This window comes from Paenibacillus sp. FSL E2-0178, assembly GCF_038593005.1.
GTDB lineage: Bacteria > Bacillota > Bacilli > Paenibacillales > Paenibacillaceae > Paenibacillus_AQ > Paenibacillus_AQ phytohabitans.
Genome location: NZ_CP151953.1, coordinates 1218026 through 1242132, shown reverse-complemented (window position 1 = coordinate 1242132; position 24107 = coordinate 1218026). Strand labels below are relative to the sequence as shown.

General features: G+C 52.2%; 20 protein-coding genes. 16 read left to right on the top strand and 4 right to left on the bottom strand.

The genetic code is table 11. The features are described 5' to 3' along the window. The first annotated feature begins 66 nt into the window (after nt 1-66). From MHI42_RS05555 to MHI42_RS05540, 4 genes are all read left to right on the top strand, one after another. On the top strand, nt 67-1356 hold the full coding sequence (locus MHI42_RS05555; protein ID WP_342423047.1) for an MFS transporter: 1290 nt from the start codon (nt 67-69) through the stop codon (nt 1354-1356). A 323-nt stretch (nt 1357-1679) separates the two neighbouring features. Next, nucleotides 1680-2276 (top strand): hypothetical protein, encoded by a 597-nt coding sequence (locus MHI42_RS05550; RefSeq protein ID WP_171716468.1) that lies wholly within the window; start codon nt 1680-1682, stop codon nt 2274-2276. Nucleotides 2277-2543: 267 nt separating this feature from the next. After that, complete coding sequence (gene gndA / locus MHI42_RS05545) at nt 2544-3956, top strand: NADP-dependent phosphogluconate dehydrogenase (protein ID WP_039297916.1); 1413 nt, start codon at nt 2544-2546, stop codon at nt 3954-3956. Nucleotides 3957-4103: 147 nt separating this feature from the next. Beyond that, nucleotides 4104-4652 (top strand): shikimate kinase, encoded by a 549-nt coding sequence (locus MHI42_RS05540; protein ID WP_171716467.1) that lies wholly within the window; start codon nt 4104-4106, stop codon nt 4650-4652. Nucleotides 4653-4684: 32 nt separating this feature from the next. Here the strand turns inward: MHI42_RS05540 and MHI42_RS05535 are convergent, their stop codons facing one another. After that, nucleotides 4685-4993, bottom strand: a complete 309-nt coding sequence (locus MHI42_RS05535) for a rhodanese-like domain-containing protein (protein ID WP_171716466.1) — start codon at nt 4991-4993, stop codon at nt 4685-4687. 117 nt (nt 4994-5110) lie between these two features. Between MHI42_RS05535 and aroA the strand changes: the two genes are divergently transcribed. The 8 genes from aroA (at nt 5111) to MHI42_RS05495 (ending at nt 15000) form a co-directional block, all read left to right on the top strand. Beyond that, nucleotides 5111-6403, top strand: a complete 1293-nt coding sequence (gene aroA, locus MHI42_RS05530; RefSeq protein WP_076245392.1) for a 3-phosphoshikimate 1-carboxyvinyltransferase — start codon at nt 5111-5113, stop codon at nt 6401-6403. Further along, nucleotides 6391-6942, top strand: a complete 552-nt coding sequence (locus MHI42_RS05525; protein ID WP_342423046.1) for a GNAT family N-acetyltransferase — start codon at nt 6391-6393, stop codon at nt 6940-6942. The genes aroA and MHI42_RS05525 overlap by 13 nt, the downstream gene beginning before the upstream one ends. 167 nt (nt 6943-7109) lie before the next feature. Further along, on the top strand, nt 7110-7544 hold the full coding sequence (locus MHI42_RS05520) for a CoA-binding protein (RefSeq protein WP_342423045.1): 435 nt from the start codon (nt 7110-7112) through the stop codon (nt 7542-7544). 233 nt (nt 7545-7777) lie between these two features. Further along, a complete protein-coding gene (locus MHI42_RS05515; protein WP_342423044.1) occupies nt 7778-8446 on the top strand; it encodes a hypothetical protein in 669 nt (222 codons plus the stop codon). 747 nt (nt 8447-9193) lie between these two features. Beyond that, the gene (locus MHI42_RS05510; protein WP_171716463.1) at nt 9194-11080 is read left to right on the top strand and encodes a glucose PTS transporter subunit IIA; all 1887 of its coding nucleotides are present in this window, start codon (nt 9194-9196) and stop codon (nt 11078-11080) included. Continuing rightward, on the top strand, nt 11077-12843 hold the full coding sequence (ptsP, locus tag MHI42_RS05505; RefSeq protein WP_042136523.1) for a phosphoenolpyruvate--protein phosphotransferase: 1767 nt from the start codon (nt 11077-11079) through the stop codon (nt 12841-12843). The genes MHI42_RS05510 and ptsP overlap by 4 nt, the downstream gene beginning before the upstream one ends. A gap of 221 nt (nt 12844-13064) precedes the next feature. After that, nucleotides 13065-13589: a sigma-70 family RNA polymerase sigma factor gene (locus MHI42_RS05500; RefSeq protein WP_342423043.1), complete on the top strand. Its 525-nt coding sequence runs from the start codon at nt 13065-13067 to the stop codon at nt 13587-13589. 1 nt (nt 13590) lies between these two features. Then, complete coding sequence (locus MHI42_RS05495; protein WP_342423042.1) at nt 13591-15000, top strand: hypothetical protein; 1410 nt, start codon at nt 13591-13593, stop codon at nt 14998-15000. Between the two features lie 101 nt (nt 15001-15101). Here MHI42_RS05495 and MHI42_RS05490 read toward each other — a convergent pair whose 3' ends face one another. Further along, nucleotides 15102-15626, bottom strand: a complete 525-nt coding sequence (locus MHI42_RS05490; RefSeq protein WP_039297933.1) for a type 1 glutamine amidotransferase domain-containing protein — start codon at nt 15624-15626, stop codon at nt 15102-15104. A 301-nt stretch (nt 15627-15927) separates the two neighbouring features. Between MHI42_RS05490 and MHI42_RS05485 the strand changes: the two genes are divergently transcribed. The 3 genes from MHI42_RS05485 (at nt 15928) to MHI42_RS05475 (ending at nt 18541) form a co-directional block, all read left to right on the top strand. Then, nucleotides 15928-16365 (top strand): hypothetical protein, encoded by a 438-nt coding sequence (locus tag MHI42_RS05485; RefSeq protein ID WP_342423041.1) that lies wholly within the window; start codon nt 15928-15930, stop codon nt 16363-16365. Nucleotides 16366-16740: 375 nt separating this feature from the next. Next, the gene (gene ccpA, locus MHI42_RS05480) at nt 16741-17751 is read left to right on the top strand and encodes a catabolite control protein A (protein ID WP_342423040.1); all 1011 of its coding nucleotides are present in this window, start codon (nt 16741-16743) and stop codon (nt 17749-17751) included. Between the two features lie 94 nt (nt 17752-17845). Next, nucleotides 17846-18541, top strand: a complete 696-nt coding sequence (locus MHI42_RS05475; RefSeq protein WP_342423039.1) for a 5'-methylthioadenosine/adenosylhomocysteine nucleosidase — start codon at nt 17846-17848, stop codon at nt 18539-18541. Nucleotides 18542-18566: 25 nt separating this feature from the next. Here MHI42_RS05475 and MHI42_RS05470 read toward each other — a convergent pair whose 3' ends face one another. Continuing rightward, nucleotides 18567-19199, bottom strand: coding sequence for a GNAT family N-acetyltransferase (locus tag MHI42_RS05470; RefSeq protein ID WP_342423038.1), 633 nt, complete (start codon nt 19197-19199; stop codon nt 18567-18569). A 160-nt stretch (nt 19200-19359) separates the two neighbouring features. On the opposite strand from MHI42_RS05470, the gene acsA reads away from it, so the two are divergent. Further along, nucleotides 19360-21084, top strand: a complete 1725-nt coding sequence (acsA, locus tag MHI42_RS05465; RefSeq protein ID WP_342423037.1) for an acetate--CoA ligase — start codon at nt 19360-19362, stop codon at nt 21082-21084. 97 nt (nt 21085-21181) lie between these two features. On the opposite strand, the gene MHI42_RS05460 is transcribed toward acsA, so the two are convergent. Next, the gene (locus MHI42_RS05460; protein WP_171716456.1) at nt 21182-24094 is read right to left on the bottom strand and encodes a transglycosylase domain-containing protein; all 2913 of its coding nucleotides are present in this window, start codon (nt 24092-24094) and stop codon (nt 21182-21184) included. Between the last annotated feature and the right edge of the window lie 13 nt (nt 24095-24107).

The window sequence follows — 24107 nt, the reverse complement described above, 5'->3', positions numbered from 1 at the left end:
GATTAGTTTTTTTCAAGCAAGCATCAGTATAACAAATCAATCAACATAATACTAGGATGTGATGAAATGTCTGGCAAAGTAGCGCAGCGTATGCATATCAATTTGGCCTCACCGTTCATTGTGGAGATGTGGGTCATTATTTTTCTGGTCGAATTCGTAAAAGGATCGCTGCTGGTAGCCCTGCTGCCAGTCTACATGGAGAATATTCTGGGCCTGTCGGTGACGGTGGTCGGCTTCGCCTTTGCCCTGCAGTATCTGGGAGATAATCTGTTCCGCAGCCCGTTCGGCTGGGTGATGGAGCGGATAGGCTACCGCTGGACGATGACAGGTGCACTGCTGCTGATTCTGGTGGCTGTCGGGCTGATCATCTATGCCAAAGATGCAACCACATTGTCTATTGCCTGTCTAGTCCTGGGCATCGGGACTTCGCCGTTATGGCCTTGTACTATGACAGGGATTACTGAACTTGCCGGTTCTACGGAAAGCGGCAGCAGCGGGGCGGCGATGGGCGCTGTGGAGATGGCGTCGCTGGCCGGCACCGGGATCGGCCCGATCATCGTCAATTTCATGATGGACCATGGCGGACAGAGCTACCGTACGGTCTTTCTGGTGCTGATGGGCTTCGCAGCTGCTGTAGTGGCTGTAGCGCTGCTGCTGCCTTCTAGAATTGGCGGCCATGCGCCTCATGTAGTCCGTGAGATGAATGCTGATGGAGCGGGTGCGCCACGTACGCCGCTGCGGCCGCTGCAGAGCCTGAAGCGGACTTGGCATCAGGTCAGAACTTCCCTGAAGGTAAGCCGGCTGCTCTTCCCGGCGCTGTTCCTGCAGGCTTTTGCCATCGGGCTCATGACCCCGGTGGTCACTTTGTTCGCCCGCTCCGAGCTGCATGTGACGCCTAACCAGTTCAGCCTGCTGCTGATTGCCGGGGGAGGCATCACCGTGCTGGCGCTGATTCCGGCGGGCAAGCTGGTTGATAAGATCGGGACATCGGTCTTCCTCAACATCGGCTTCCTGCTGGCAGCCTGTTCCCTGGCATTCTTCTCGCAGGTCCGCTGGCTACCGCTGGCCTTCGTTGCCGTGGCGATGGTCGGAATAAGCTATGCGCTTATTCTGCCGGCATGGAATGCCTTCCTGGCCAAGCAGGTTCCCAAGGGTGAGCGTGGGACGGTCTGGGGCCTGTTCCTGACGCTGCAGGGCTCAGGAATGGTCGCAGGTCCCGTGTTGTCCGGCAAGCTATGGGATTCCGTCAGCCATAGTGCGCCTTTTCTGGCCAGTGCAGGTGTAATGATCCTGCTCTTCGGCCTGCATCTGCTGATTGTCCACCGGACGAAGCTGAAGCAAGGCAGAGCGCATTAAGTGCTGTTTTTATTAAAGTATTAGAGGAAACACTAAAGCCGCAGACAGACCGGTAAACCTGGCTGCCTGCGGCTTTTATAGAGTTTGTTTTGCCAATTGATCAGGGAATGACGTCAAAAGTAGGGTCTGGCGTTTGGAAAAGGCGCAAAGCGGGTAAAAATAGTCAATAAACCAAGTTACCGCTACATAAAATGAAGTATAAAATAAGTGTAAGACGAATGCAAAATGATGGTGCGTATGTGGAGGTCCGGCAGTCAGTTCTACTTCTTAAGTTAGGCCATGAAACTGGCTATGCTGTAACCAAGCAGTTAGGGGGGAGTGCCGTGAACAAAAATGACGAAGTGGAGTACTGCAATCTGGAGCTCCGGTTTGACAGACAACATATCCAGGACTTGATTAAGGATCTGATAAAGGAAGGCTATTCCCTTTACTGGAGTGAGAATGAGAATGTTTTTCTTATTTCGGTGCGCACCGGACGCAAGCTTGTGAAGCTGCGCTTCCAGCGGATTAAGGATGGCTTCAAGCTGGTGGGAGATTATATGATCCGTGATGCGCGCCTGGCTGAATGGATGGAGAAGCTGATTGGTGATATGCGCGGCCATGCTGTAGTCAAACGTTTCCGCGACCGCCAGATTATTATTGAGAATATTCTATTCGGCGAAGTGATCCGCCTGGTGGAGATTTCCGGATATCAGCAACGTGTCCTGTACCAGAAGGGTCCGCTGCTATCCGACCAGGAACTGACGAAGCTGTTCTACTCTATTGAAGGCGAGGAGCGGATCCGTGACCGCCGGCTGGAGGTTGATGAGCAGCTGGACCGGCTGAGTGAAGCCATGCGCAATAAGGATTCTGCCGGAGTGGAGGCTTGCACCGCCAGGCTGAACATTCTGACCAGGGAGCTTGCCGCGCTTGAATGGTGAAATTGAATTGATTATCTTCTGTTCAAGGCATCCCGCTATGGGGTGCCTTGAACTTTGTAATGCAAGTTGCGTGCAGGGGTTCACTTCTGCGCTCAAAACCGTTAAAATAGTCATTGTGAGCAATTTCCCTGATTCTTAGGACTTTGTCAATGAAATTGATCTCTCTTTCGCAGGCGGAACTTTGCTGTCTCTGACAAAGGGTGGTATTCTTATACTGCGAGAAATGGATTTCACAAAAAATACAGGGTGCAAAGGGTGGAGAACCAGATGTCAAAACAACAAATCGGCGTCATTGGCTTGGCGGTAATGGGCAAAAATTTGGCTCTTAACATCGAGAGCAAAGGCTTTAGCGTATCCGTGTTTAACCGTTCCCCGGAGAAGACACATGATCTGGTCGCAGAAGCAGCAGGCAAGAACCTGGTAGGTACTTTCTCAGTTGAGGAGTTTGTACAATCCCTGGAAGTGCCGCGCAAAATCCTGATTATGGTTCAGGCGGGCAAAGCAACCGATGCTACCATTGAGCAGCTGCTGCCGTTCTTGGATCAAGGCGATATTATTATTGATGGCGGTAACGCTTATTTCCCTGACACCGTTCGCCGCAGCAAATATCTTGAGGACAAAGGCTTCCGTTTCGTAGGTACTGGCGTATCCGGCGGCGAAGAAGGCGCACTGAAAGGTCCTTCCATTATGCCTGGCGGTCAAGAAAGCGCGTATAAGCTGGTTGAACCTATTCTTACGGCTATTTCTGCCAAAGTGGACGGAGAGCCTTGCTGTACATATATCGGACCGGACGGTGCCGGGCACTATGTAAAAATGGTGCATAACGGCATTGAGTACGGCGACATGCAGCTGATCGGCGAAGCGTACCATTTGCTGAAAGATGTGCTGGGCCTGGATGCCAAGGAACTGCACAACACCTTCGCAGAGTGGAACAGCGGCGAGCTGGACAGCTACCTGATCGAAATCACAAAGGATATCTTCGCGCAGTATGACGAAGAAACCGGCAAACCAATGGTTGACGTCATCCTTGACGCTGCCGGACAAAAGGGTACCGGCAAATGGACAAGCCAAAGCTCGCTGGATCTCGGCGTGCCACTGTCCATGATCACCGAATCCGTATTCTCCCGCTTCCTGTCTGCAATGAAGGAAGAACGCGTTGAAGCCAGCAAAGTGCTGAGCGGTCCTGCTGCTGTAGCCTTCGATGGTGACAAGGCTGAATTCATCGAGAACGTGCGTAAAGCATTGTTCGCCAGCAAAATCGTATCGTATGCACAAGGCTTCGCACAGCTGCGTGTAGCTTCTGATGAATACGGCTGGGATCTGAAATATGGTGAACTGGCCAAGATCTGGCGCGGCGGCTGCATTATCCGCTCCCGGTTCCTGCAGAACATCACGGATGCCTATGCCAATAATGCAGACCTGAAGAACCTGCTGCTTGATCCGTTCTTCAAGGATGTTATGGATAACTACCAATCCGCATGGCGCAAAGTTATTGCCTCGGCCGTAACTCTGGGTATTCCGGTTCCCGGCTTCTCCAGTGCGCTTGCTTACTATGACAGCTACCGTACAGAACGTCTTCCAGCGAACCTGCTGCAGGCACAACGCGATTATTTCGGCGCCCACACCTTCAAGCGCGTGGACAAAGAAGGCGTGTTCCACCACAACTGGCTGGCTGAGTAACAGTAACCGCCCAGCTTAGGCTATAGAGAGCCCGAAATGCTTTTCGCTTCCTGCGGAGAGCTTTCGGGCTTTTTTGCACCTCTGCTGCATTGTGCAAACTTTTCACCCTGTGTTATGATATGACAAATGTCGCGGTTGGAGGTAGTTATGGCTGGGGATCAGGAAGAGCAGCAGAATATACGGGATATCACAGAGAACAGAAATATTATACTCGTCGGAATGATGGCTACGGGGAAGTCAACGGTAGGCGCTATGCTGGCTGAGGAGCTTGGATATGAACTGGTTGATCTGGATGCAGTGATTACGGAGAGTGAAGGCCGGAGTATTGCGGAGATTTTTGCCGCAGGCGGCGAAGAGGCCTTCCGGAAGATAGAATCGGCCGTACTGAAGCGGATGCTGCAGGGTGAACGCAGAATTATCTCTACAGGCGGAGGCGCAGTGCTTGCACCCGGTAATGCTGAGGTTATGCTTGAGCAGGGGCTTGTTGTGGCACTTACAGCCACTGAGGAAGCGATTATCGCCCGTGTCAGCGGGGATGAGAACCGGCCGCTGCTCGCCGGCAATGCCGCAGAACGGGTCCGCGCTATTATGGAGCAGCGCAGGGAAGCTTACCGTTTCGCGCACTGCACGGTCGATACAACGGAGCTGAATGTGGCCGAAGTCTCACAATATATTTTAATGCATTACCGCGCTTGAGCTTTTAAGTGTGTTTGCGTTCGTGATATAGACTAGGCTTGTTCGGTTTCATTCCATTCAATCATGCCGCCGCTCAGATTCGAGCCCTTAATGCCGAATTGCTGCAGATATTCGCAGACACGCTGGCTGCGGTTACCGGAACGGCAAATGAAGATGATCTCGGTATCAGCCGGAAGCTCTTCAGTCTGCTGCGGGATGAGGCCCATCGGGATATGCTGCGCACCGGGAATCATGCCGAAGGCAACCTCATCATCTTCGCGGACGTCGATCAGAACAAGCTCTTCGCCTGAAGCGATTCGCTCACGCAGTTCCTGCGGTGTAATCTGTGGGATTTCATTCATGGTTGTACCCTCTTTTCTGTCCTAATAGAATGTATCAATGATAACACAACTGCGGATTACCCTGTCAAACGGGGCCGTACATACAGAAACTATATTACTTTAAGGAGCGCTTAGATTATGGACGTTATTGTTAGGCCAACGCCGACGCTGCAAGGGGAATTCGGAGCTCTGTCATCCAAAAATTACACAACACGCTACCTGCTGGTAGCTGCCCTGTCGGAAGGTGTCAGCACGATTTATCATCCTGCGCACAGCGAGGACAGCGATGCCATCCGCAGATGTATCGCCGATCTCGGGGCTGTACTGACCGAAGATGAGGAGAAGATTGTAGTTCAGGGGTTCGGACGTCACCCGCGTGATGTCAAGGAACTGAATGTCGGGAATGCCGGTGCCGTGCTGCGCTTCCTGATGGCGGTTGCCGCGCTCAGCCCGGAGGTCACTTTCGTGAATACGTATCCGGATTCGCTCGGCAAACGCCCGCATGATGACCTGATTCAGGCGTTGGGCCAGCTAGGTGTAGAGGTGGAGCATAATAACGGAAGGCTGCCGATCACTATTCGCGGCGGCAAACCGCAGGGCGGACGGATTACCGTATCCGGTGCTGTAAGCTCACAGTATCTTAGTGCGCTGTTGTTCCTCACGCCGCTGTTAGAGGAAGATAGTGAAATTATCGTACTGGATGATCTGAAATCCAAAGTGGTCATCGGACAGACACTTGAAGTCATGGAGCAGGCCGGCATTACTGTACATGCTGCTGACGATTACATGTCCTTTAAGGTGCCGGGTAGGCAGGCTTATGCGGCCAAGTCCTACACGGTTCAGGGGGATTACCCGGGTTCGGCAGCCGTACTGGCTGCCGCAGCAGTGACGAAGTCGGATGTGACGATTCACCGTCTGGCTGAGAAGAGCAAGCAGGGGGAACGGGCGATTGTGGATGTGCTGCGGATGATGGAAGTGCCGCTCACGCATGAGAATGGTACCGTGCATGTGCAGGGCAACGGTATTCTGAAGGCGGTGGAATTCGATGGTGATGCCGCTACGGATGCTGTGCTGGCCATGGTGGCCGCTGCCGTATTCGCTGAAGGAACCTCGCGCTTCTACAACGTGGAGAATTTGCGTTATAAGGAATGCGACCGCATTACCGACTACCTGGCCGAGCTGACACGTGCCGGTGCAAAGGTGGAAGAGCGCCGAGATGAGATCATTGTCCATGGCACGCCTGAAGGTGTTGAAGGCGGTGTAACCATTAACGCGCATTATGATCACCGCGTAATTATGGCGCTTACTGTAGTGGGTCTCAGAGCCCGTCAGCCGCTGCGGATCAAGGATGCCCATCATGTCGCGAAGTCGTACCCGCAATACTTCGATCATCTGCGTTCGCTGGGTGCGAATGTGGAATGGGTAGAATAACAAAGGTGGGTCCGTTAAATATCAATCCGCTCACGGAGGATGATATTTCTCCGGTATCGGATCTTTATAAGCTTGCGATTACGGATGCGTTTGAAAGCGAAGGACTGGGTCACCTGCAGGGGGACATCCAGCAGGAGAGCGAATCCAAGATACGAATGGCAGCTGCTTCCTTGAATCCGCCGAATTCAGACACCTGGTTCTGGGTCGCGAGAATTGACGGTAGGGTTGTCGGCACCATTTCTTATGCTCCATGCGGAGAGGACATCAGGGTCTGTACCGGAAATCAGCTGGATGCTGTAGGCGAGCTGGGCAGTCTGTATGTTTTGCCTGAATATCAGGGGCAAGGGATTGGGTCGGCTTTGATTGAGGAACTGATGGTGTTTCTAAGGAAGCAGGGCATCACTCAGTTCTGCCTGGACAGCGGCTACAGACGTGCACAAACCAGGTGGCAGCGGAAATTCGGAGAACCCTATGTGATAGTTAAGGATTATTGGGGTCCGGATTCTGTCCATATGGTCTGGCTGTGTACGGTGAGCTGAGGGTTCTGCCGCACTAACGGAACCGCATCTCCGGCCGCCCGGCTTCTAACCGGCCTGTTTAAGAATGGATTCGGCCGTTGCGGGAGTCATGTGAATTTGGAACTTGGTACGCTCCGCTGTATGATGTATTTATAACGAACATCTAACCACGGGAAGGGGAAATACACATGAGCTTTGAGAATCCAAGCAGGGAAGAAATCGGAGATATTCTGGCTGGAGCAGGCAATATTGCCGTAGTCGGCCTATCCGACAAAACCGACCGCACCTCTTATATGGTCGCAGGCGCCATGCAGAGCCGGGGCTACCGGATTATTCCGGTCAATCCGTCGGTAGACGGAGAGATCCTGGGCGAGAAATGCTATCACACGCTGGCGGAAATTCCTGAGCCGGTGGATATTGTGAATGTATTCCGCCGCAGTGAATACTGCGCGGCTGTAGCGCAGGAAGCCGCGGATATCGGCGCGCGCGTGCTCTGGCTGCAGCAGGGCATCATCAGCCAGGAGGCGGCTGACATCGCCGCTGCACACGGCATGATCGCCATCATGGACCGCTGCATCAAGGTGGAAGAAGCGATTACGGTGAAGGGTCGGAGCCGGGGATAAGTGCTCGGTTGCAGCTGGTTGAAGGAGCTCATAGGGGAGCCGGAGTAAGCTCCGGCTTCTGGTTTTCATAATCCGGAATGCTGGAACGGTGCGAAGCCTTGGAATCCGAATGTTACTCATGCAGAATATAGATTTTATTGATTGCGATTGCTATACTTGAAACAGACGAAGAACGTCCTTTACTCCATTTCATGGGGGAAGGGCGTTTTTTTATTTTACGGGAGGTCATTCATATGGACTTTGAACAGGCACATTGCACGTTTATTGAGATGCATACTAATGAAAGAGCTGGTGAACGGCGGGGGAGGCTGGTGCGTGGACACAATTATGCGGAGAAACTGTTTTTACAGAATGTATGGTGGCCGCTGTTTGAGTCGCTGGAGCATCTGCATCCCGAATACGAAGTGTATGACTGGAACCGCAAGTCGCAATTTTTGGATTTTGCTTTTCTGCCTGCAAGCGGCAGCCGTTTCGGAATTGAATGCGATGGTTTTCAGAGTCATGTTAAAGACGTGGACCGTGAAAAATTCAGCTATGCACTTAACAGGGATACCTTCTTAACGGGAATGGGCTGGAAAATGCTACATTTCTCATTCGACGATATCCAGCAGCGTCCGGAGGTATGCCGGATGCTGCTGCAGCTGGCGTTAGCACCTTATTTAGCCCGGAGTACTGCCGCTCAGCATTTGATTTCTGAAGAGATGGATGTGTTAAGACTGGCATGGCGGATTGCACGGCCGCTTCGTCCCAAGGATGTGACTGAATATTTACACATCAATTTCCGGACGGCGCGCAAGCTGCTGATTGCCTTGAGTGATAAAGGACTGCTTAAACCTGTATTTTCAAAGGAACGGGTACGGTACTACGAGGTTAGCACAATGCGGTCCGATATCGTATGGTGACTTCAGAACACTCAGAACACTCAGAACACTCAGAACACTCAGAACACTCAGAACACTCAGAACACCCAGAACACCCTTCCTTTGCGTGACAACTAGTAATGTTTTAGATTAAGGTTACGCCAATGACAGCTGATCAATGCTGAAGTTCCTACTTTTACTGCTAAAGTTTTTAGGCCGTCCGTTGTACTAGGAGATAAGTGTATCTAGTACAACTAAAATGCGCTCTACAGGGGGTTTTTCAGGAATAACTGCACTTCGTACAATTAAAAAACCGATTTTTGCGATTTTAGCGGAATTGGACCTGAATAGTTGTACAGAATGCAATTAAAATAAAATATAAGATCTCCAAGTCAAATATAGTTGTACAAACTACACTTATTCAGTCGCAGAAGTCGCAGAAGTCGCAGAAGTCGCAGAAGTCGCAGAAGTCGCAGAAGTCGCAGAAGTCGCAGAAGTCGCAGGAGTCGCAGCAGTCGCAGGAGTCGCAGGAGTCGCAGCAGTCGCAGGAGTCGCAGGAGTCGCAGCAGTCGCAGGAGTCGCAGGAGTCGCAGGAGTCGCAGGAGTCGCAGAAGTCGCAGGAGTCCTGTGACTGACCTCTATTGCAGAGGATAGTTTGTGTCAGGTATAAGTATCCGGGTAATCGCCCCCGGGCCAGGCTATCCTTGCTGTGTTTGTTTACACGTATTCTTTTGACAAAAACTGCTGCAGCGCTTACCATTCAATATAGAAAGAAAGGAGAGGGTCACCTTGAATTGGCTCGGATCTTTGCAGCAGTTAGGCAGAGCCATTATGCTTCCTACCATGGTGCTTCCGGCGGCGGCCATCTTGCTGAGTCTGGGCAGCTTACCGTGGTCTGCATGGGGACTTTCTTCGGTATCCGAAGTGACGACATACGCGGGGCAAGGAATATTCTATTTCATGCCTTATTTGTTTGCTGTCGGTGTGGCGTGGGGATTGTCCAATCAGGCCGGACCGGCCGGACTGGCGGCGCTCGCAGGGATGTTCACTTATGACCGGATTGTTTCCAACATGGGAGACGGGGCTGTACAGCCTGCAACATTAATTGGTATTATCCTCGGGATTGTAGCCGGCGTAGCGCATAACCGGTTTAAGAATATCAAACTGCCGGAGGCGATCCAGTTTTTCGGAGGGTCGCGTTTTGTACTGCTTTTTATGGGTTTGTTCTCCGCACTGTTCGCCTGGGTGATGCTTGGCGTATCCCCGCTGCTCCAGGAGCTGCTGAATGATCTCTTCAGGGGCGTGCAGGTTACCGGCGGATATGGAGTATTTGTCTACGGGGTATTATACAGGGTGCTGACGGCCTTTGGCCTGCATCATATTCTCAATAATGTATTCTGGTTTCAGCTGGGCTCCTTCACGACGCCTGACGGAAGTGCGGTCGTGCAAGGGGATTTGCCGCGTTTTTTTGCGGGAGACCCTACAGCGGGAATCTTCATGGCCGGGCTGTTCCCGATCATGATGTTTGCCCTGCCGGCGATCGCCTTTGCTATTATTCAGGAAGCGCGCGAGGACCTCAAGCCGAAGATTAAGAAGACTTTTTTGCGTGCCGCTTTGGTCTGCTTTCTGACCGGGGTGTCGGAACAGATTGAGTTCGCGTTTCTGTTCGCTTCACCCTATTTGTTCGCGCTGCATGTAGTCATGTCCGGCCTTGCCATGGTACTGACCTACTCGCTCGGCATTCATCACGGGTTCTCGTATTCGGCAGGTGCGATCGATTTCTTCCTCAATCTGCATCTGTCCCAGCGGGCCTGGCTGCTGATTCCGATCGGGATCGGCTATGGCATTGTCTACTATAATGTGTTCCGCTGGGCGATACGCCGCTTCCAGATTCCTACACCGGGCCGCGAAGAAGGGTCCGAGCTGGGGGACTGGGCGGGGAATATACCATATCAGGCTCCGCTGATTCTGGAGGCGCTGGGCGGCAAAGAGAATATCGTACAGGTACAGGCCTGCATCACCCGGCTAAGATTAACTGTGCATAACGACCGTTTGATAGATACAGGAGCACTCAAGGGGCTTGGCTCCGCAGGCATCATCAAGCTGGGCGGCGGCAACGTGCAGGTCGTCTTCGGTACATACTCGGAGCTGATCCGCGAAGAGATTGACAAGCTGATGCTGCGCGATTTGCCTCAGGTACTGTTCAGCTCGCCCATCCAGGGCCGGATGATGCCGATCGAAGAGGTGCCGGATCATATTTTCGCCGCGAAGCTGGTTGGGGACGGAGTAGCCTTTTTCCCGGAAAAAGGAGAGCTGGTCTCGCCCGTATTCGGCAAGGTGATGCATGTATACCCTACAATGCACGCAGTGGGCATTTCTACACCCGAAGGGCTTGAGGTGCTTATGCATATAGGGATTGATACTTCGCAGCTTAAAGGGCCGTTTGAGGCGCTTGTACAGGAGGGTGACAGCGTGGAGCCCGGGCAGCTGCTGGTCAGATTTGATCTGGCTTTCCTGAAGGAGCATGCCGCTTCACTCGCTACACCTATGGTCATTACCAATCCGGACCGCGTAAAATCCTGGAGCTATGCTCCATTTAAAAATGTTAAAAAGGGGCAGTCATCAGTCATGTCCGTTGTTCTACACGAAAGTAATGTTGGAGGGATCGAAGCATGATACAAGGCATAGGCGCCGCAGCAGGTGTTGCCATCGGGAAGGCCTTTGTCTTGCCGAACTGGGAATGGAGTCTGCCGGACACCCAGGTGAATCCGGTGGATCTGGCTAAGGAGTTTGAACGTTTATACGAAGGGATCCGCACCTCCAAGGATGAGATCGAATTTATCAAAAGAGAATTCCGGGAGGTCGTCGGGCCGGAGGAATCGAGTATTTTTGATGCCCATCTGGCGATCCTGGACGACCCTGTGTTCATGAGCGAAATCCGCGGCATTATCGAACGCCAGTATAAAGCGGCCGAGGTGGCGGTTAAGGAAGCCATTGACCATTTTGTAGCTATGTTCGATCTGCTGGACGATGAGTATATGAAGGAGCGGGCGGTGGATATCAAGGATGTCGGCAACCGTCTGCTGAAGCATCTGCTGGGTGCGCCGGAAGTTACCCTTCCGTCGGATACACAGCCTTATATTCTTGTGGCGAAGGAGCTCTCTCCGTCCCAGCTGGCGCATTTGAACCCGGCCTATGTGCTGGGCATTGTCACGATGATGGGCGGCAAGACTTCGCATTCCTCCATCATGGCCCGGGCGCTCGGCATTCCGCTGGTCGCGGGCCTGGAGAACAAAATCATTACCCCCATTCAGACCGGGGACATGCTGGTGCTCGACGGGGAGACCGGAGCTGTGATGCTCCATCCGGATGAGTCCACCGTGCGGGATTTCACCTCCAGACGTGCCAAGCAGCTCAAAAAGCGGGAACAGCTGGAGCTGCTCGCTACCGTTGAAGCGTTCACCAAGGACGGCGTATCCCTGCGTCTGGCCGGCAATATCAGCTCTGTGAAGGAGCTTAATATGGCGCTGAAATATGGAGCCGAAGGTGTGGGGCTGTTCCGTACGGAGTTTCTGTATATGGACCGTAATACGTTCCCGACGGAAGATGAACAGTTTGAAGTCTATAAGCTTGTAGCTGAAAAAGTCGGCAAGGAATCTGTCGTCATCCGCACCCTGGATATCGGAGGAGACAAGCATCTGGATTACTTCCAGCTGCCGGAGGAGCAGAATCCGTTCCTCGGCTACCGCGCCATCCGCATCAGTCTGGACCGCAAGGACATGTTCAAGACTCAGATGACGGCCATTCTGCGGGCCAGCCATTACGGCAATGTCCGCATGATGTTCCCGATGATCTCCTCCGTAGAAGAGGTTCAGGCTGCCAAAGCCGTGCTGGAGGAAGTGAAAAGCGAGCTGGACAGCCGGGGGATTCCATATGACCGCAAGCTACCTGTAGGCATTATGATTGAGGTACCAGCCGCTGTTATGATTGCCGATCTGCTGGCGGAGGAAGTGGATTTCTTCAGTATCGGCACGAATGATCTGGTGCAGTACGTACTTGCTGTGGACCGGATGAATGAGCAGATTGCCCATATGTATCATCCCTACCATCCGGCAGTGCTGCGCATGATCAAGATGACCGTGGATGCGGCCCGCAGCGTAGGGATCGATGTCAGTGTGTGCGGTGAGATGGCCGCAGATGAACGGTCATTACCGCTCTGGCTGGAGCTCGGAATCAGTGTGCTGAGCATGTCGCCTCAGGCGCTGCTTAAGGTGAAGCACCGTACCCTGAACACGCTGGCTTCCGAAGCCAGAGAAGTTGCCAAGCTCTGCTTCCGTAACCGGACCAGCTCGGAGACAGAGGAGCAGCTGAGTGCCTTTGCCGGGCGCAGCGGAATTACGCTGGGTGCAGGCGGGGACTCCAAAGAAAAAACGTCATAACCATTAACGGGCACACATAATGAGCTTATCTAATATAAAGTCCGGCGTGGTGGTCAACCCATACACGCCGGGCTTTTTGCTGTGAATCACAGCTGTTACAGACTCCTCAAAGAGAGAATTTCTAACCCGTTTATCTTATTTGTCCCAAAAAAGTAAAACCGTTTGCGGCGCTGCGCAGTCAGTATATACAGAAATCAAAAAAAACAGAGGGAGGATGCGGGATGGAGAATGTTTGGGAAGGCGAGCGGATGCGGGTCTTAAATGAGCAGGAGCAGCTGTTCATCAGCCGGGTGCTAGAGCAGAAGAAAATACTGTACAGCATAGCCTATAGCTACTTACGGAGCGAGGCGGAGGCACTTGAAGTTGTGCAGGAAACTACATATAGAGCCTGGGTCAAGCGTGGGAGTCTGAAGGATACGGACCGGTTTGCGCCCTGGCTGACAAGAATTCTGATCAACTGCTGTAAGGATGAATTGAAGCGGAGGAAACGTCTTGCGTCTCCTGGTCCGGTTCCGGTTAGCGGCGGCCTGCAGGAGATGACCAGTGACCGTAAGCTGGATATGGAGCAGGCGCTGAATGGGGTCAAGCCGAAATACCGCCAGGTGCTTGTACTGAAGTATTACCGGGATATGACACTGACCGAAATCGCCGAGGTGCTGGGCAAGCCTGAAGGGACGGTCAAAACTTGGCTGAACAAGGGACTGAAACAGCTGCGCAACAAAATGAGAATTAGAGGAGGACTATAGGATGGCTACGAGTGAAGAAACACTGCTGAAGGAGTATTATCACAGTCTGTCAGTCGAAGCGGATGAAATTGCTGAGCTGAAGCTGAATGCTGCAATTCGCAAGGGGATAACCCGGTCGCAGAGATTCAATATGTCTCTAAAAGCGCGTTATGTTTTGGGTTCGGTGGCTATGCTGGCGATTCTGCTGCTGTTCGTTTTTCCTTGGGGGAGCGAGGCTTTGAAGCCGCGAAGTGGTGCTTTGAGTTCGCAGGTAACGGTGCAGGATATGAAGTGGTTCGAAGCTTACAGCAAAGTTGCCGGAAGTGATTCTACAGTTAATTCAGCATTGGCGGCAGGTCTCATTAAGCCGATAAGCGGCGCAACAGCAGAGACGGATGGGTATGTTCTGACAGTGGAAGCCGTTGCAGCAGACAGGATGGGAATCCTCTTTTTCTATAAGCTGGAGAATAAGAACTTAAGTGCATCTGCTTATTCGCTCTCAGTGACTACAGTCGCAGATATAGAACTAGGACAAGGGGCTTACTTCAGCAGTAATCCGAAAGCTGTATCTGGAGTAACACGAGGATACCAGAAAGCACTTTGGAACCGCAATTATACGAAGCTGCCGGAGCGGATGGCGGTAAAGCTGAGTGTGGTGGGGCCGGTAGGCGGGGTGGTCGATGGCATACAGAACTTTGCGACAACCAATGAGGTGTATGTCCCGATCACCATTGAGCAGAATGCTGTTGCACAGTCCGGAGAGACCGTATCCATTAACCGGACTATGGAAATCGCTGGCCAGGATGTTGAGATCGGAGACGTATATATAGCTGCAACTGGCATCTATGTGGAAACTGCATACAGCCCGCAGAATTCCGTGGAAATATTCGGTCTGAACAGCCCTCATATTCTGCTTGGAGGCGGTAATGATTTCACTGCATTGTATTCAAAAGCAACGATTAATGTTGAGGGCAAACAGTTCCTCATGTTCCCGGGAAGTGAATTATCGTTAGGCACCATGAAGCTGCAAATTGATGGTGTCGTCGGTCTTGAGAAATCCGCCCAGGAGCTGATAGTAGATACGGATAAGAAGCAAATTATCAAAGGACCTGACGACCGCCTGCGGATAACCGCTGCGTCTAATACTCATAGCTTGATTATGGAATACCAAAGACCCAGCAATAAAAGCGCTGGCTATATTGCAAATGTAATTCTGGATCGAACATTTAAGGACGGAGCAGGCAAATTGCATACGGCTACGTATAATTCCGCGGTGCCTACTATTGATCCTGCTCATGCTGATGAGAAGGTTCCTCCGATTCAGTATGGATACAAGCTGGGAACGGCTGAGCTGCCGCAGCCTTTGACTTTCAAGATCATCAGTTACCCGAATCTGATAAAAGGGTCAGCAGAGCTTACTCTTCGCAAATAACACAATGTAATTTAAAAAGCCCTGCTCGCCGCTACAGCGGAGAACAGGGCTCTTCATGTATCTTCACGTATTAGTATCACTTAATTTCAATAGGTTACATCTTATTCCCCCGCCAGCGCATCGCAGAAAGCCTTGCCGTAAGGCGGCAGATCTGGCGGACGGCGGGCGGAAATGATATGTCCGTCGGTTACCACAGGCTCGTCCTTCCAGATGGCTCCGGCATTCTCCATATCATCACGGATGCCGGGAGTGGAGGTGACGGTTACACCCTCCAGTATTTTGGCAGAGATCAAGACCCAGCCGGCATGGCAGATCTGCCCGATCGGCTTCTTGGCTTCGTTGAAATCCTGCACCAGCTTCAGTACTGCGCTGTAACGGCGGATTTTGTCGGGAGCCCAGCCTCCGGGTACCAGGATGCCGTCATAATCGGCTGCGTTCAGTTCATCCCATGAATATTCAGCGGTGGCGGGTACGCCGTATTTGCCCACATAGGTCTTGTTTTTCTCCAGTCCGGCCAAATGAACCTCGGCGCCTTCTTCCCGCACGCGGTACACAGGATACCAGAGCTCCAAATCTTCAAACTCATCATCTACAAGCGCTATAACCTTTTTGCCAGCCAGTCTCATTCCATGCAGCTCCTTCCGGTTAATAACATCTCGGTTCTAAGCCATTCTATCAAAAGAAAAAGTTGAAGTCACTTTTCATATGGTAAAGTCTAAGTATTTTGCCAATTAAATCATTATATGCAAAACGGCAGGGATTCGCAGGAGTAAGGTCGAATATAGCATCTGAACAGGTAACCTTACGTGTTTTTTGAAAGATAATGGATAGGCTTCACGCAATAATTGTTCCAGGACGGCGTAGCTGTTTCTGCTTGGATTATTAAAAGATCATTCTGAGGTGTGGGAGATGTATAAAGATAATTTAATGAAGAAGTCATGCGGCTGCGGCGGGATCATGACCATACATATGCATACGCTGATTTATAGTGCAAAGATCAAAATTACTCATGTACCGGTATATACCTGCAGGCAGTGTGCCCGCTATGAACCTTTGCCCGTGATCAAACGGGATCTGGGGAAGCTCATCGGTGAGCTTGCTGCTAATCCGCCTGTCCGGAAGCAGCTCTCGTTTGCAGAGCGCAATGAGTGGGCCAGTGTGCTGAAGGAAACGTTTGCTTCCGGTTTATTTGCCGGCGGGTTGCCTGAACTGGAGGAGTCCATCCGGAGTGCGATTCAGGGGCGGATTGATCTGCTATTGGACATTTACCGCTTAGCTGTGGATATGTCCGACAGGTCATGGATGGGTGAAACTGGACTTAGACTGTCCCAATTAACGGCTCAATCGGCAGAAAGTGCCAAATAAATGGCGTTTTTTGGCGTTTTGAAAAATTTTTCTGCAAAATCAATGAAAATCTTTCAACGAATGTTGGATTTTTCACGCACTTTTTGATACGATAGAAAGAGATTACAGGATTGCTGCAGCTGTCCGGTGGTTGGAGCGCAATATCGGCTTTGATCCGCCGCTGCATTTCTGAAATTTAAAGCGGTTTACGGCTGGGAGTTATTGGAGTATCAGGAATTGGCGGAAGGCGTAAAAGCCGCGCCAGGACTGGCGTTTCAACCTTTGAAAGAAATTTTGAAAGGAAAATGAAGCGTTATCATTGCACAATTGTACAAAGTGTCGTATCATAATTTTAATTAGTCGAACGATAAAATTTATCGCAATGGAGAGAGTAATTTGACGGTAACCATTTACGATGTAGCTCGAGAAGCAGGCGTATCTATGGCTACGGTATCACGGGTTGTGAATAATAACCCGAACGTGAAACCGCAGACCCGGAAGAAGGTTTTTGAAGCGATTGAGCGTTTGGGCTATCGTCCAAATGCCGTGGCGAGAGGTCTCGCCAGCAAGAAAACGACAACCGTTGGGGTTGTTATCCCTGATATCTCCAACTCGATTTTTGCGGAAATTGCACGCGGGATTGAAGATATTGCCAATATGTATCACTACAATATCATTTTGTGTAATGCGGACAAGCGCAAGGAGAAGGAAATTCGTGTTATTAACACGCTGCTTGAGAAACAAGTGGACGGGCTGCTCTTCATGGGCGGAACCGTTACGGAGGAGCATATTCAGGCCTTCCAGACCTCAGCAGTTCCAATTGTGCTCTGCGCCACTCGTGATGAGAAGGGCACCTACCCTTCCGTCGATATCGATCATGAGACGGCTGCGTTTGATGCAGTGAACACGCTCATCCGTCACGGCCACCGTGAGATTGCAATGATCAGCGGAACACTGCAGGATCCCGCGAACGGCTATGCCCGGTTCCACGGCTACAAGAAAGCGCTGGAAGCGGCAGGCATTGAGTACCAGGAGGATCTGGTCCGCATCGGTAACTATCGTTACGAATCCGGTGTCGAAGCCATGAAGTATTTCCTCGGTCTCAAGAAGAAACCGACTGCTATTTTTGCAGCAACCGATGAGATGGCCATTGGGGCAATTCACAGTATTCAGGACGAAGGATTGAAGGTTCCAGACGATTTCTCGATCATCAGTGTCGATAATATCCGGATGGCATCTATGGTTCGTCCTTTGCTCACTACTGTGGCACAGCCAATGTACGATCTGGGCGCAGTAGCGATGAGACTGCTGACGAAACTGATGAAGAAGGAAACGGTGGAGAATTCGCGGGTTATTCTGCCGCATGAAACCATTCTTCGCCTGTCCGTCAACCATGTTAACAAATAAGATTTGTCCGTTCAACAAGTGAATATAAGGTACGTAGAAAGCTCCTTCGGGAGCTTTTTATGTTTCAGGGAAGTTATAAATGGGAGGGTTAAGGATGAGTGAAGTTCTGGGTCTGATTGGCGCAATGGATGAAGAGATTATGCTGCTGCTTGAGGAAATGGAGAATAGAGAGACAACCGTGAAGGCGGGGATTACCTTCCATTCGGGAACTGTATTCGGCAAAACAGCGGTGCTCTGCAAATCGGGGGTCGGCAAGGTGAATGCTGCAGTAACAACGCAGATTCTGCTGGACAGCTTCGGCGTCTCGCGGGTACTGTTCACTGGTGTGGCAGGAGCAGTGCATCCCGATTTGAATATCGGGGACATTGTCATTTCATCGCAGTGCATCCAGCACGATATGGATGTGACAGCGCTTGGTTACGCCAGAGGGGTGATTCCTTACCAGGAGACCTCTTCATTTCCGGCAGATCCGCAGCTGGTGAAGCTGGCGGAGCAGGCGTGCCGGGAGCTGAAGCAGAAGTCTGTGACAGGTATTGTACTGTCTGGAGACCAGTTTATTGCAAGTAAGGATACCGTTACCGTGCTGCGTGAGCAGCTGGACGGAGCGTGTGCCGAGATGGAGGGGGCCGCTGTCGCCCAGGTCTGCAATATGAACGGGACGCCGTTTGTGATCATCCGTTCGATGTCTGACAAAGCGGATGGTTCGGCCCATGTCAATTACCGTGAGTTCACGGTGACTGCTTCGGAACGTTCACACGCCATACTGGAGTATATGCTGAAGGCAATGTAAGCTCTGCGTAATGCAATCCCGGCCCTCAATACATGAACCGCTGTCTGAAGCGGACCCGGTCGAAGGTCTCGCGGGAGGACAGCGGAACAGCCTGGCCCATGCGGACCATCAGGCAATTGGCCGGATGGGAGCAGATTTCCGGGTCATCCGTGGCATACCACACCATATCTACGGTCTTCATCAGCTTCTCCATCATCTGCCTGTATTCCCAGACTGTGAGGCCGCTGCCCTTCAGATCCCAATGCCAATAATATTCCGTAGTGAATACGATGCAGTTCTCCAATTGCCCTTTTTCAAAAGCGCTGGAGACCAGCAGCTTCGCAAGCCCGCATCCCCGGTATTCATCCGCGACTTCGATGGCCCCCAGCTCTACGAGATCTTCCATCCCTCCCTGGGACCACAGCTCCAGCTCATCCGGATAATGAAAGGTGACATACCCTACTATAACGCCTGAGACCACTGCAGCGACGATCCGGCCCTCCGGCAGTCCTGATATCTCGATCAATGCTTCCAGCTGCTCCTGCGGCTTCCGGAAGGCATCCAGATCGCGGTGCATAGCCAGGAGCTTGAGAGTATCCGGCGATAAAGGTCCTTCAACGGATATAAGCCTGTCTTTATGCTCTAAGGTATGGGACACGGGGATTTTGCAGTGCTCCATGATTGGGCTCCCTCCGGTTCACTATATTATGGAATGTAACCGCTTCCTGTGATATACTGGTTCCGACACGAAAAATTCACATTTGGCGCGTTGACATCATTGCAGTTAAGAGATTCTTACCCTTAAAGCTTAAATCAAACCAGTAGGGGAGGCAAGAGTAATGGGGCAAGTCCACAGCGAAATTTTGCCGGGCCGTGTGCAGCACTCGAATATGAAGGATTATTCAAGGGCTGTTGACGAATTCCGGTGGGAGGATGTCGAGAGAAGCTTCTCCTGGCATGGGACAGGTAAGGTGAATATGGCTCATGAAGCCGTAGACCGTCATGTGCAGGAAGGGCGGGGAGCATCTACTGCTTTGATCTATAGTGATACTGTGCGCGAGGAGAGGTACACCTTTGCCGACTTGCGTGAGCGGTCGAACAAGTTCGGTAATGTGCTCCATAAATATGGGATTGGCAAAGGGGACCGGGTATTCATCTTCATGCCGCGCACGCCGGAGCTGTACTTCAGCCTGCTGGGCATTCTGAAGGTGGGAGCCGTAGCAGGACCGCTGTTCGAGGCGTTCATGGAAACGGCAGTGAAGGACCGCCTGGAGGATAGCGGAGCGGTGGCTCTGGTGACTACGCCGGATCTGCTGCAGCGGGTGAAGCGCGACCAGCTTCCGGGGCTGCGCCACATTATTCTGGTCGGAGGTTCCGCAGCTGAAGATCCGGGGCTGCTGAGTTATGAAGCGGAAATGGCAGCAGCTTCAGCAGAGCTGGAACCGGAATGGCTGAGTCTTGAGGATGGCTTGATCATGCATTATACCTCCGGGTCCACAGGCAAGCCTAAGGGCATCTATCATGTGCAGCGGGCAATGATTCAGCATTATTATACAGGCAAGGTTGTACTGGATTTGCGTCCGGATGATGTGTACTGGTGTACGGCAGATCCCGGCTGGGTGACCGGAACCTCTTACGGGATCTTCGCTCCCTGGCTAAACGGAGTAGCCAACGTGATCCGGGGAGGCCGCTTCAGTCCGCAGGACTGGTATAAGACCATTGAACGCTATGGGGTAACGGTGTGGTACAGCGCGCCTACGGCTTTCCGTATGCTGATGGGCGCAGGGGAAGGAAGCCTTCAGGATATTGATCTGAGCAGTCTGCGCCATGTTCTGTCTGTAGGGGAACCGCTCAACCCGGAAGTCGTGCGCTGGGGTGATAAATTCTACCAACAGCGGATTCATGACACCTGGTGGATGACGGAGACAGGTGCGCAGCTGATCTGCAATTATCCGGGGATGGCTATCAAGCCCGGCTCCATGGGGCGGCCGCTGCCCGGAATTGAAGCCGCGATCCTGGATGATCACGGCAATATTCTGCCGCCGTATTCGATGGGCAACCTGGCGATCCGCACACCCTGGCCGTCGATGATGGGCAAGGTATGGAACAATCAGGCCAAATATGATGAATACTTCCGGATTGCCGGATGGTATATTTCCGGGGATTCTGCTTATATGGACGAAGACGGTTACTTCTGGTTCCAGGGCAGGATTGATGATGTAATCAATTCTTCCGGAGAGCGGATCGGTCCGTTCGAGGTGGAGAGCAAACTGGTTGAACACCCGGCGGTGGCTGAGGCTGGAGTGATCGGCAAGCCGGATGTGATGCGCGGAGAGATTATCAAAGCGTTCATTTCACTGCGGGATGGCTACTCCCCGACTGCAGAGCTGAAGGACGAGATTGCTGCTTTTGTCAAAGCGGGCCTGTCTGCCCATGCTGCGCCGCGCGAGATTGAATTCAAGGAGAAGCTTCCGAAGACCCGCTCCGGCAAAATTATGCGCCGTGTCCTGAAGGCCTGGGAGCTGCATCTTCCGGCAGGCGATTTATCTACGATTGAGGATTGAAGCCTATATCAGCCAGCCTATAGAAAAGACCGTTCCCTCAGAAACAGGGAACGGTCTTTTGCAGTTCATTCAATGGGTGCCATCCATAGACTATAACTTATGGCGTGGTTGCACCGGTATTGCCGCCAGCTCCGTTACTGCTGCCAGACGGCGTTGCTTCATTGCCGCCCGGCGGCTGGACAATGATCATTCCCGGATCATCGCTGCTTTCCGGGATAATACCCGGATCCGGCGTTGGCTCCGTGCCGTCAGAGCCCGGCACTTCCTCCGGAGGCAGCGTCGGCTCTGGTGTAGGCTGAGTCCCGGCTACACTGCCGGAGGCTGTCTCATGCCCTGCAACGTCTACAGCAGCCACATAGAAGGTGGCATTGGCGCTGGCAGGCGTGCCGGGCTTGAAGACGGTACTCTCACCGGCTGATAGCACGGCCTGCTTTTGGAAGGAGCCGCCGTTCAGTGAACGGTATAACCGGTAACCCGCAACATCGGATGATCCGCTTGGAGTGAAGGTAACTACAGCTTTGCCTGTACTGTAGGAGACCATCACTTCACCCGGAGCACTAGGCGCGTTGCCGTCATCCACCCGGGGGTCCACCTCGGTCGGGAAGTCAGTCTTGGCATCTTCCGGCATGTAGTACGACAGAGATTCATGATCTTTCATGGCCGGGAAGGCCGCAAGCAATTCCTTGACCAAGCTCTGAATCGGCTTCTCGCGCTTGACGACAATCTTCTCTTTCAGGAAATCCTCCGGCGTTCCTTCCAGCGGAAGGTAATTCACCCCGTTGTAGGTGATATATTTGGCCTTGGAGATTCCGTCATCACTTTCTGTGGGTACGAACTTGGCGTTGAACAGGTCCGTGGTGAATTTATCCGTCAGCTCCGACGGCTTCTTGCCGCTGTAAGCGGAGACCGTCGCTTTGACGATGCCCTCCGGCTTCGGGAATTCCTTCGTCACGAACAGCTCCGGACGTTTGTCGATCACGGTATTCATAACCTTGGTCCACAAAGTCTGTGCCTGCCGTTTCTGCGTATCTCCCTGCAGGGTGTTAATCTGTTCTTTGTATCCAACCCACATGCCCAGGGTAACATCCGGGGTATAGCCCATGAACCAGACATCCCCGTAGTTCTGCGTAGAACCGGTTTTGCCGACAATCGGAACTTCTTTGAAGTGCTCATATTTGCTTTTGACTGTACTTGCCGTACCGTCTGTTATTACTGTGCGCAGCATATCCGTCATCAGATAAGCGGTCTGCTCGGAGAAGACCTGCTCCGGATTCACTTTGTGCTGATAGATGATCTTGCCTTGGGAGTCTACAATCTTCTCAATCATATAAGCATCATTGAATGCGCCCTGATTGCCGATTGAGGAATAGGCATTCGTTAATTCTTCAACGGAAACCCCGTAACGCAGCCCCCCGATTACTCCGGTCTGTGCGTTATAATCATCGTCCTGAATCGTGGTAATCCCGAGCTTTTTGGAAAAAGTCCAGGCATTCTCAATGCCAACCTTGTCATTGAACAGCTTCAAGGCCGGCAGGTTGAGGGATTTATTCAGGGCATAACGGGCGGTAACCAGCCCCTGATAGCGGTTATTGGCATTCTTCGGAATGTGGAAGCCCTTGCCGCCGTCCTTCATTACAATCGGGGCATCATCCAGGATGCCGGCAGGCTGGATTAATCCGGCATCCAGCGCAGGCAGATACGCGGCAATCGGCTTCATGGTGGAACCAGGCTGGCGGACCATCTGGGTAGCATAATTCATCTGCTCGATGTTGAAGTCACGTCCTTCAATCATCCCGAGAATCGCTCCGGTCTTGTTGTTAATCATGATGCCGGCCGTCTGTTCCTTGCCTCTGGCCTTGCTGTCCTTCGTGAAGTTATCACTGTCTTCCGAGATGCTGTGCATCGCGCTGTACACTTTCTTATCAATGGTAGTGTATACCCGGTAGCCACCGGTCATCAGCTGCTGGCGGGCTTCCTCGAGAAGCAACGTGTTGTCGGTGGTGGCAGCAGAATCCGAAGCAGCACCTGTGTTGTCTTCGTTCAGCGTCAGCATGATTTCAGCCGCTTTGCGCTCTGTCTCCAGCATCAGATAAGGGAAGGTAGCATAAGCCTTCTTCGTATGCGGAGCAAGCGAGCCCTTGATATCAAAGAGCAGGGCTTCATCATATTGCGACGTAGTAATCTTGTTCTCTTCCAGCATCCGCCGCAGCACCAGGCGCTGGCGGTCCATGGCCCGGCCAAAGGCAGTCTCATTGAATTCGCCTACGCCGTTGAAGGCGGAGTATTTGGAGGGGAGCTGGGGCAGGCCGGCCAGATAAGCCGCTTGTGCCACATTCAGCTTTTCCAGATCATCAAGACCGAAGATGCCTTTGGCGGCAGCCTTGATGCCGAATACATTATAACCGTTCGAGCCGTTCCCGAAAGGAACCTTATTTAAGTATGCCGTTAAAATTTCCTGCTTGGACAGAAAACGTTCCAGCCGCAGTGACAGCAGGATCTCCTTCACCTTGCGGTCTTCTGTGCGGTCCAGATTCAGGAACACGCGGCGTGCCAGCTGCTGGGTCAGTGTACTGCCCCCGGTCTGAACGGATTCGTTCAGCAGCCTCTGCTTGACTGCACGCAGGGTGCCGTTGAAATCCACCCCTTTATGATTGTAGAAATTATTGTCCTCTATAGCGAGAACGGCATCAATCACAAGCTGTGGAATATCGTTGAATTCAATAAGTCTGCGGTCTTCTTCCGTCCGGAGCTGGCCGATCGGCTGCCCGTCACTGAAATAGGCAAAGCCGGTAATGGCATTCTGGCTGACTTCCTGTTGAATTAATTCTTCGGTGCGGACAGGGTCATCTTTCACTATCGAAGTCACGTAGCCTGCCACAGCGCCACCGGCAAACAGAATGCCGAGTATACCGAGTATAAACATCCACTTCACGACTGAACCGAACCTGCGGAGCCAGGATCTGCGCGGTGGACGCTGTTTTGCGGTCTTCTTCTTATTCTCCTCAACCATCGACGATTATCCT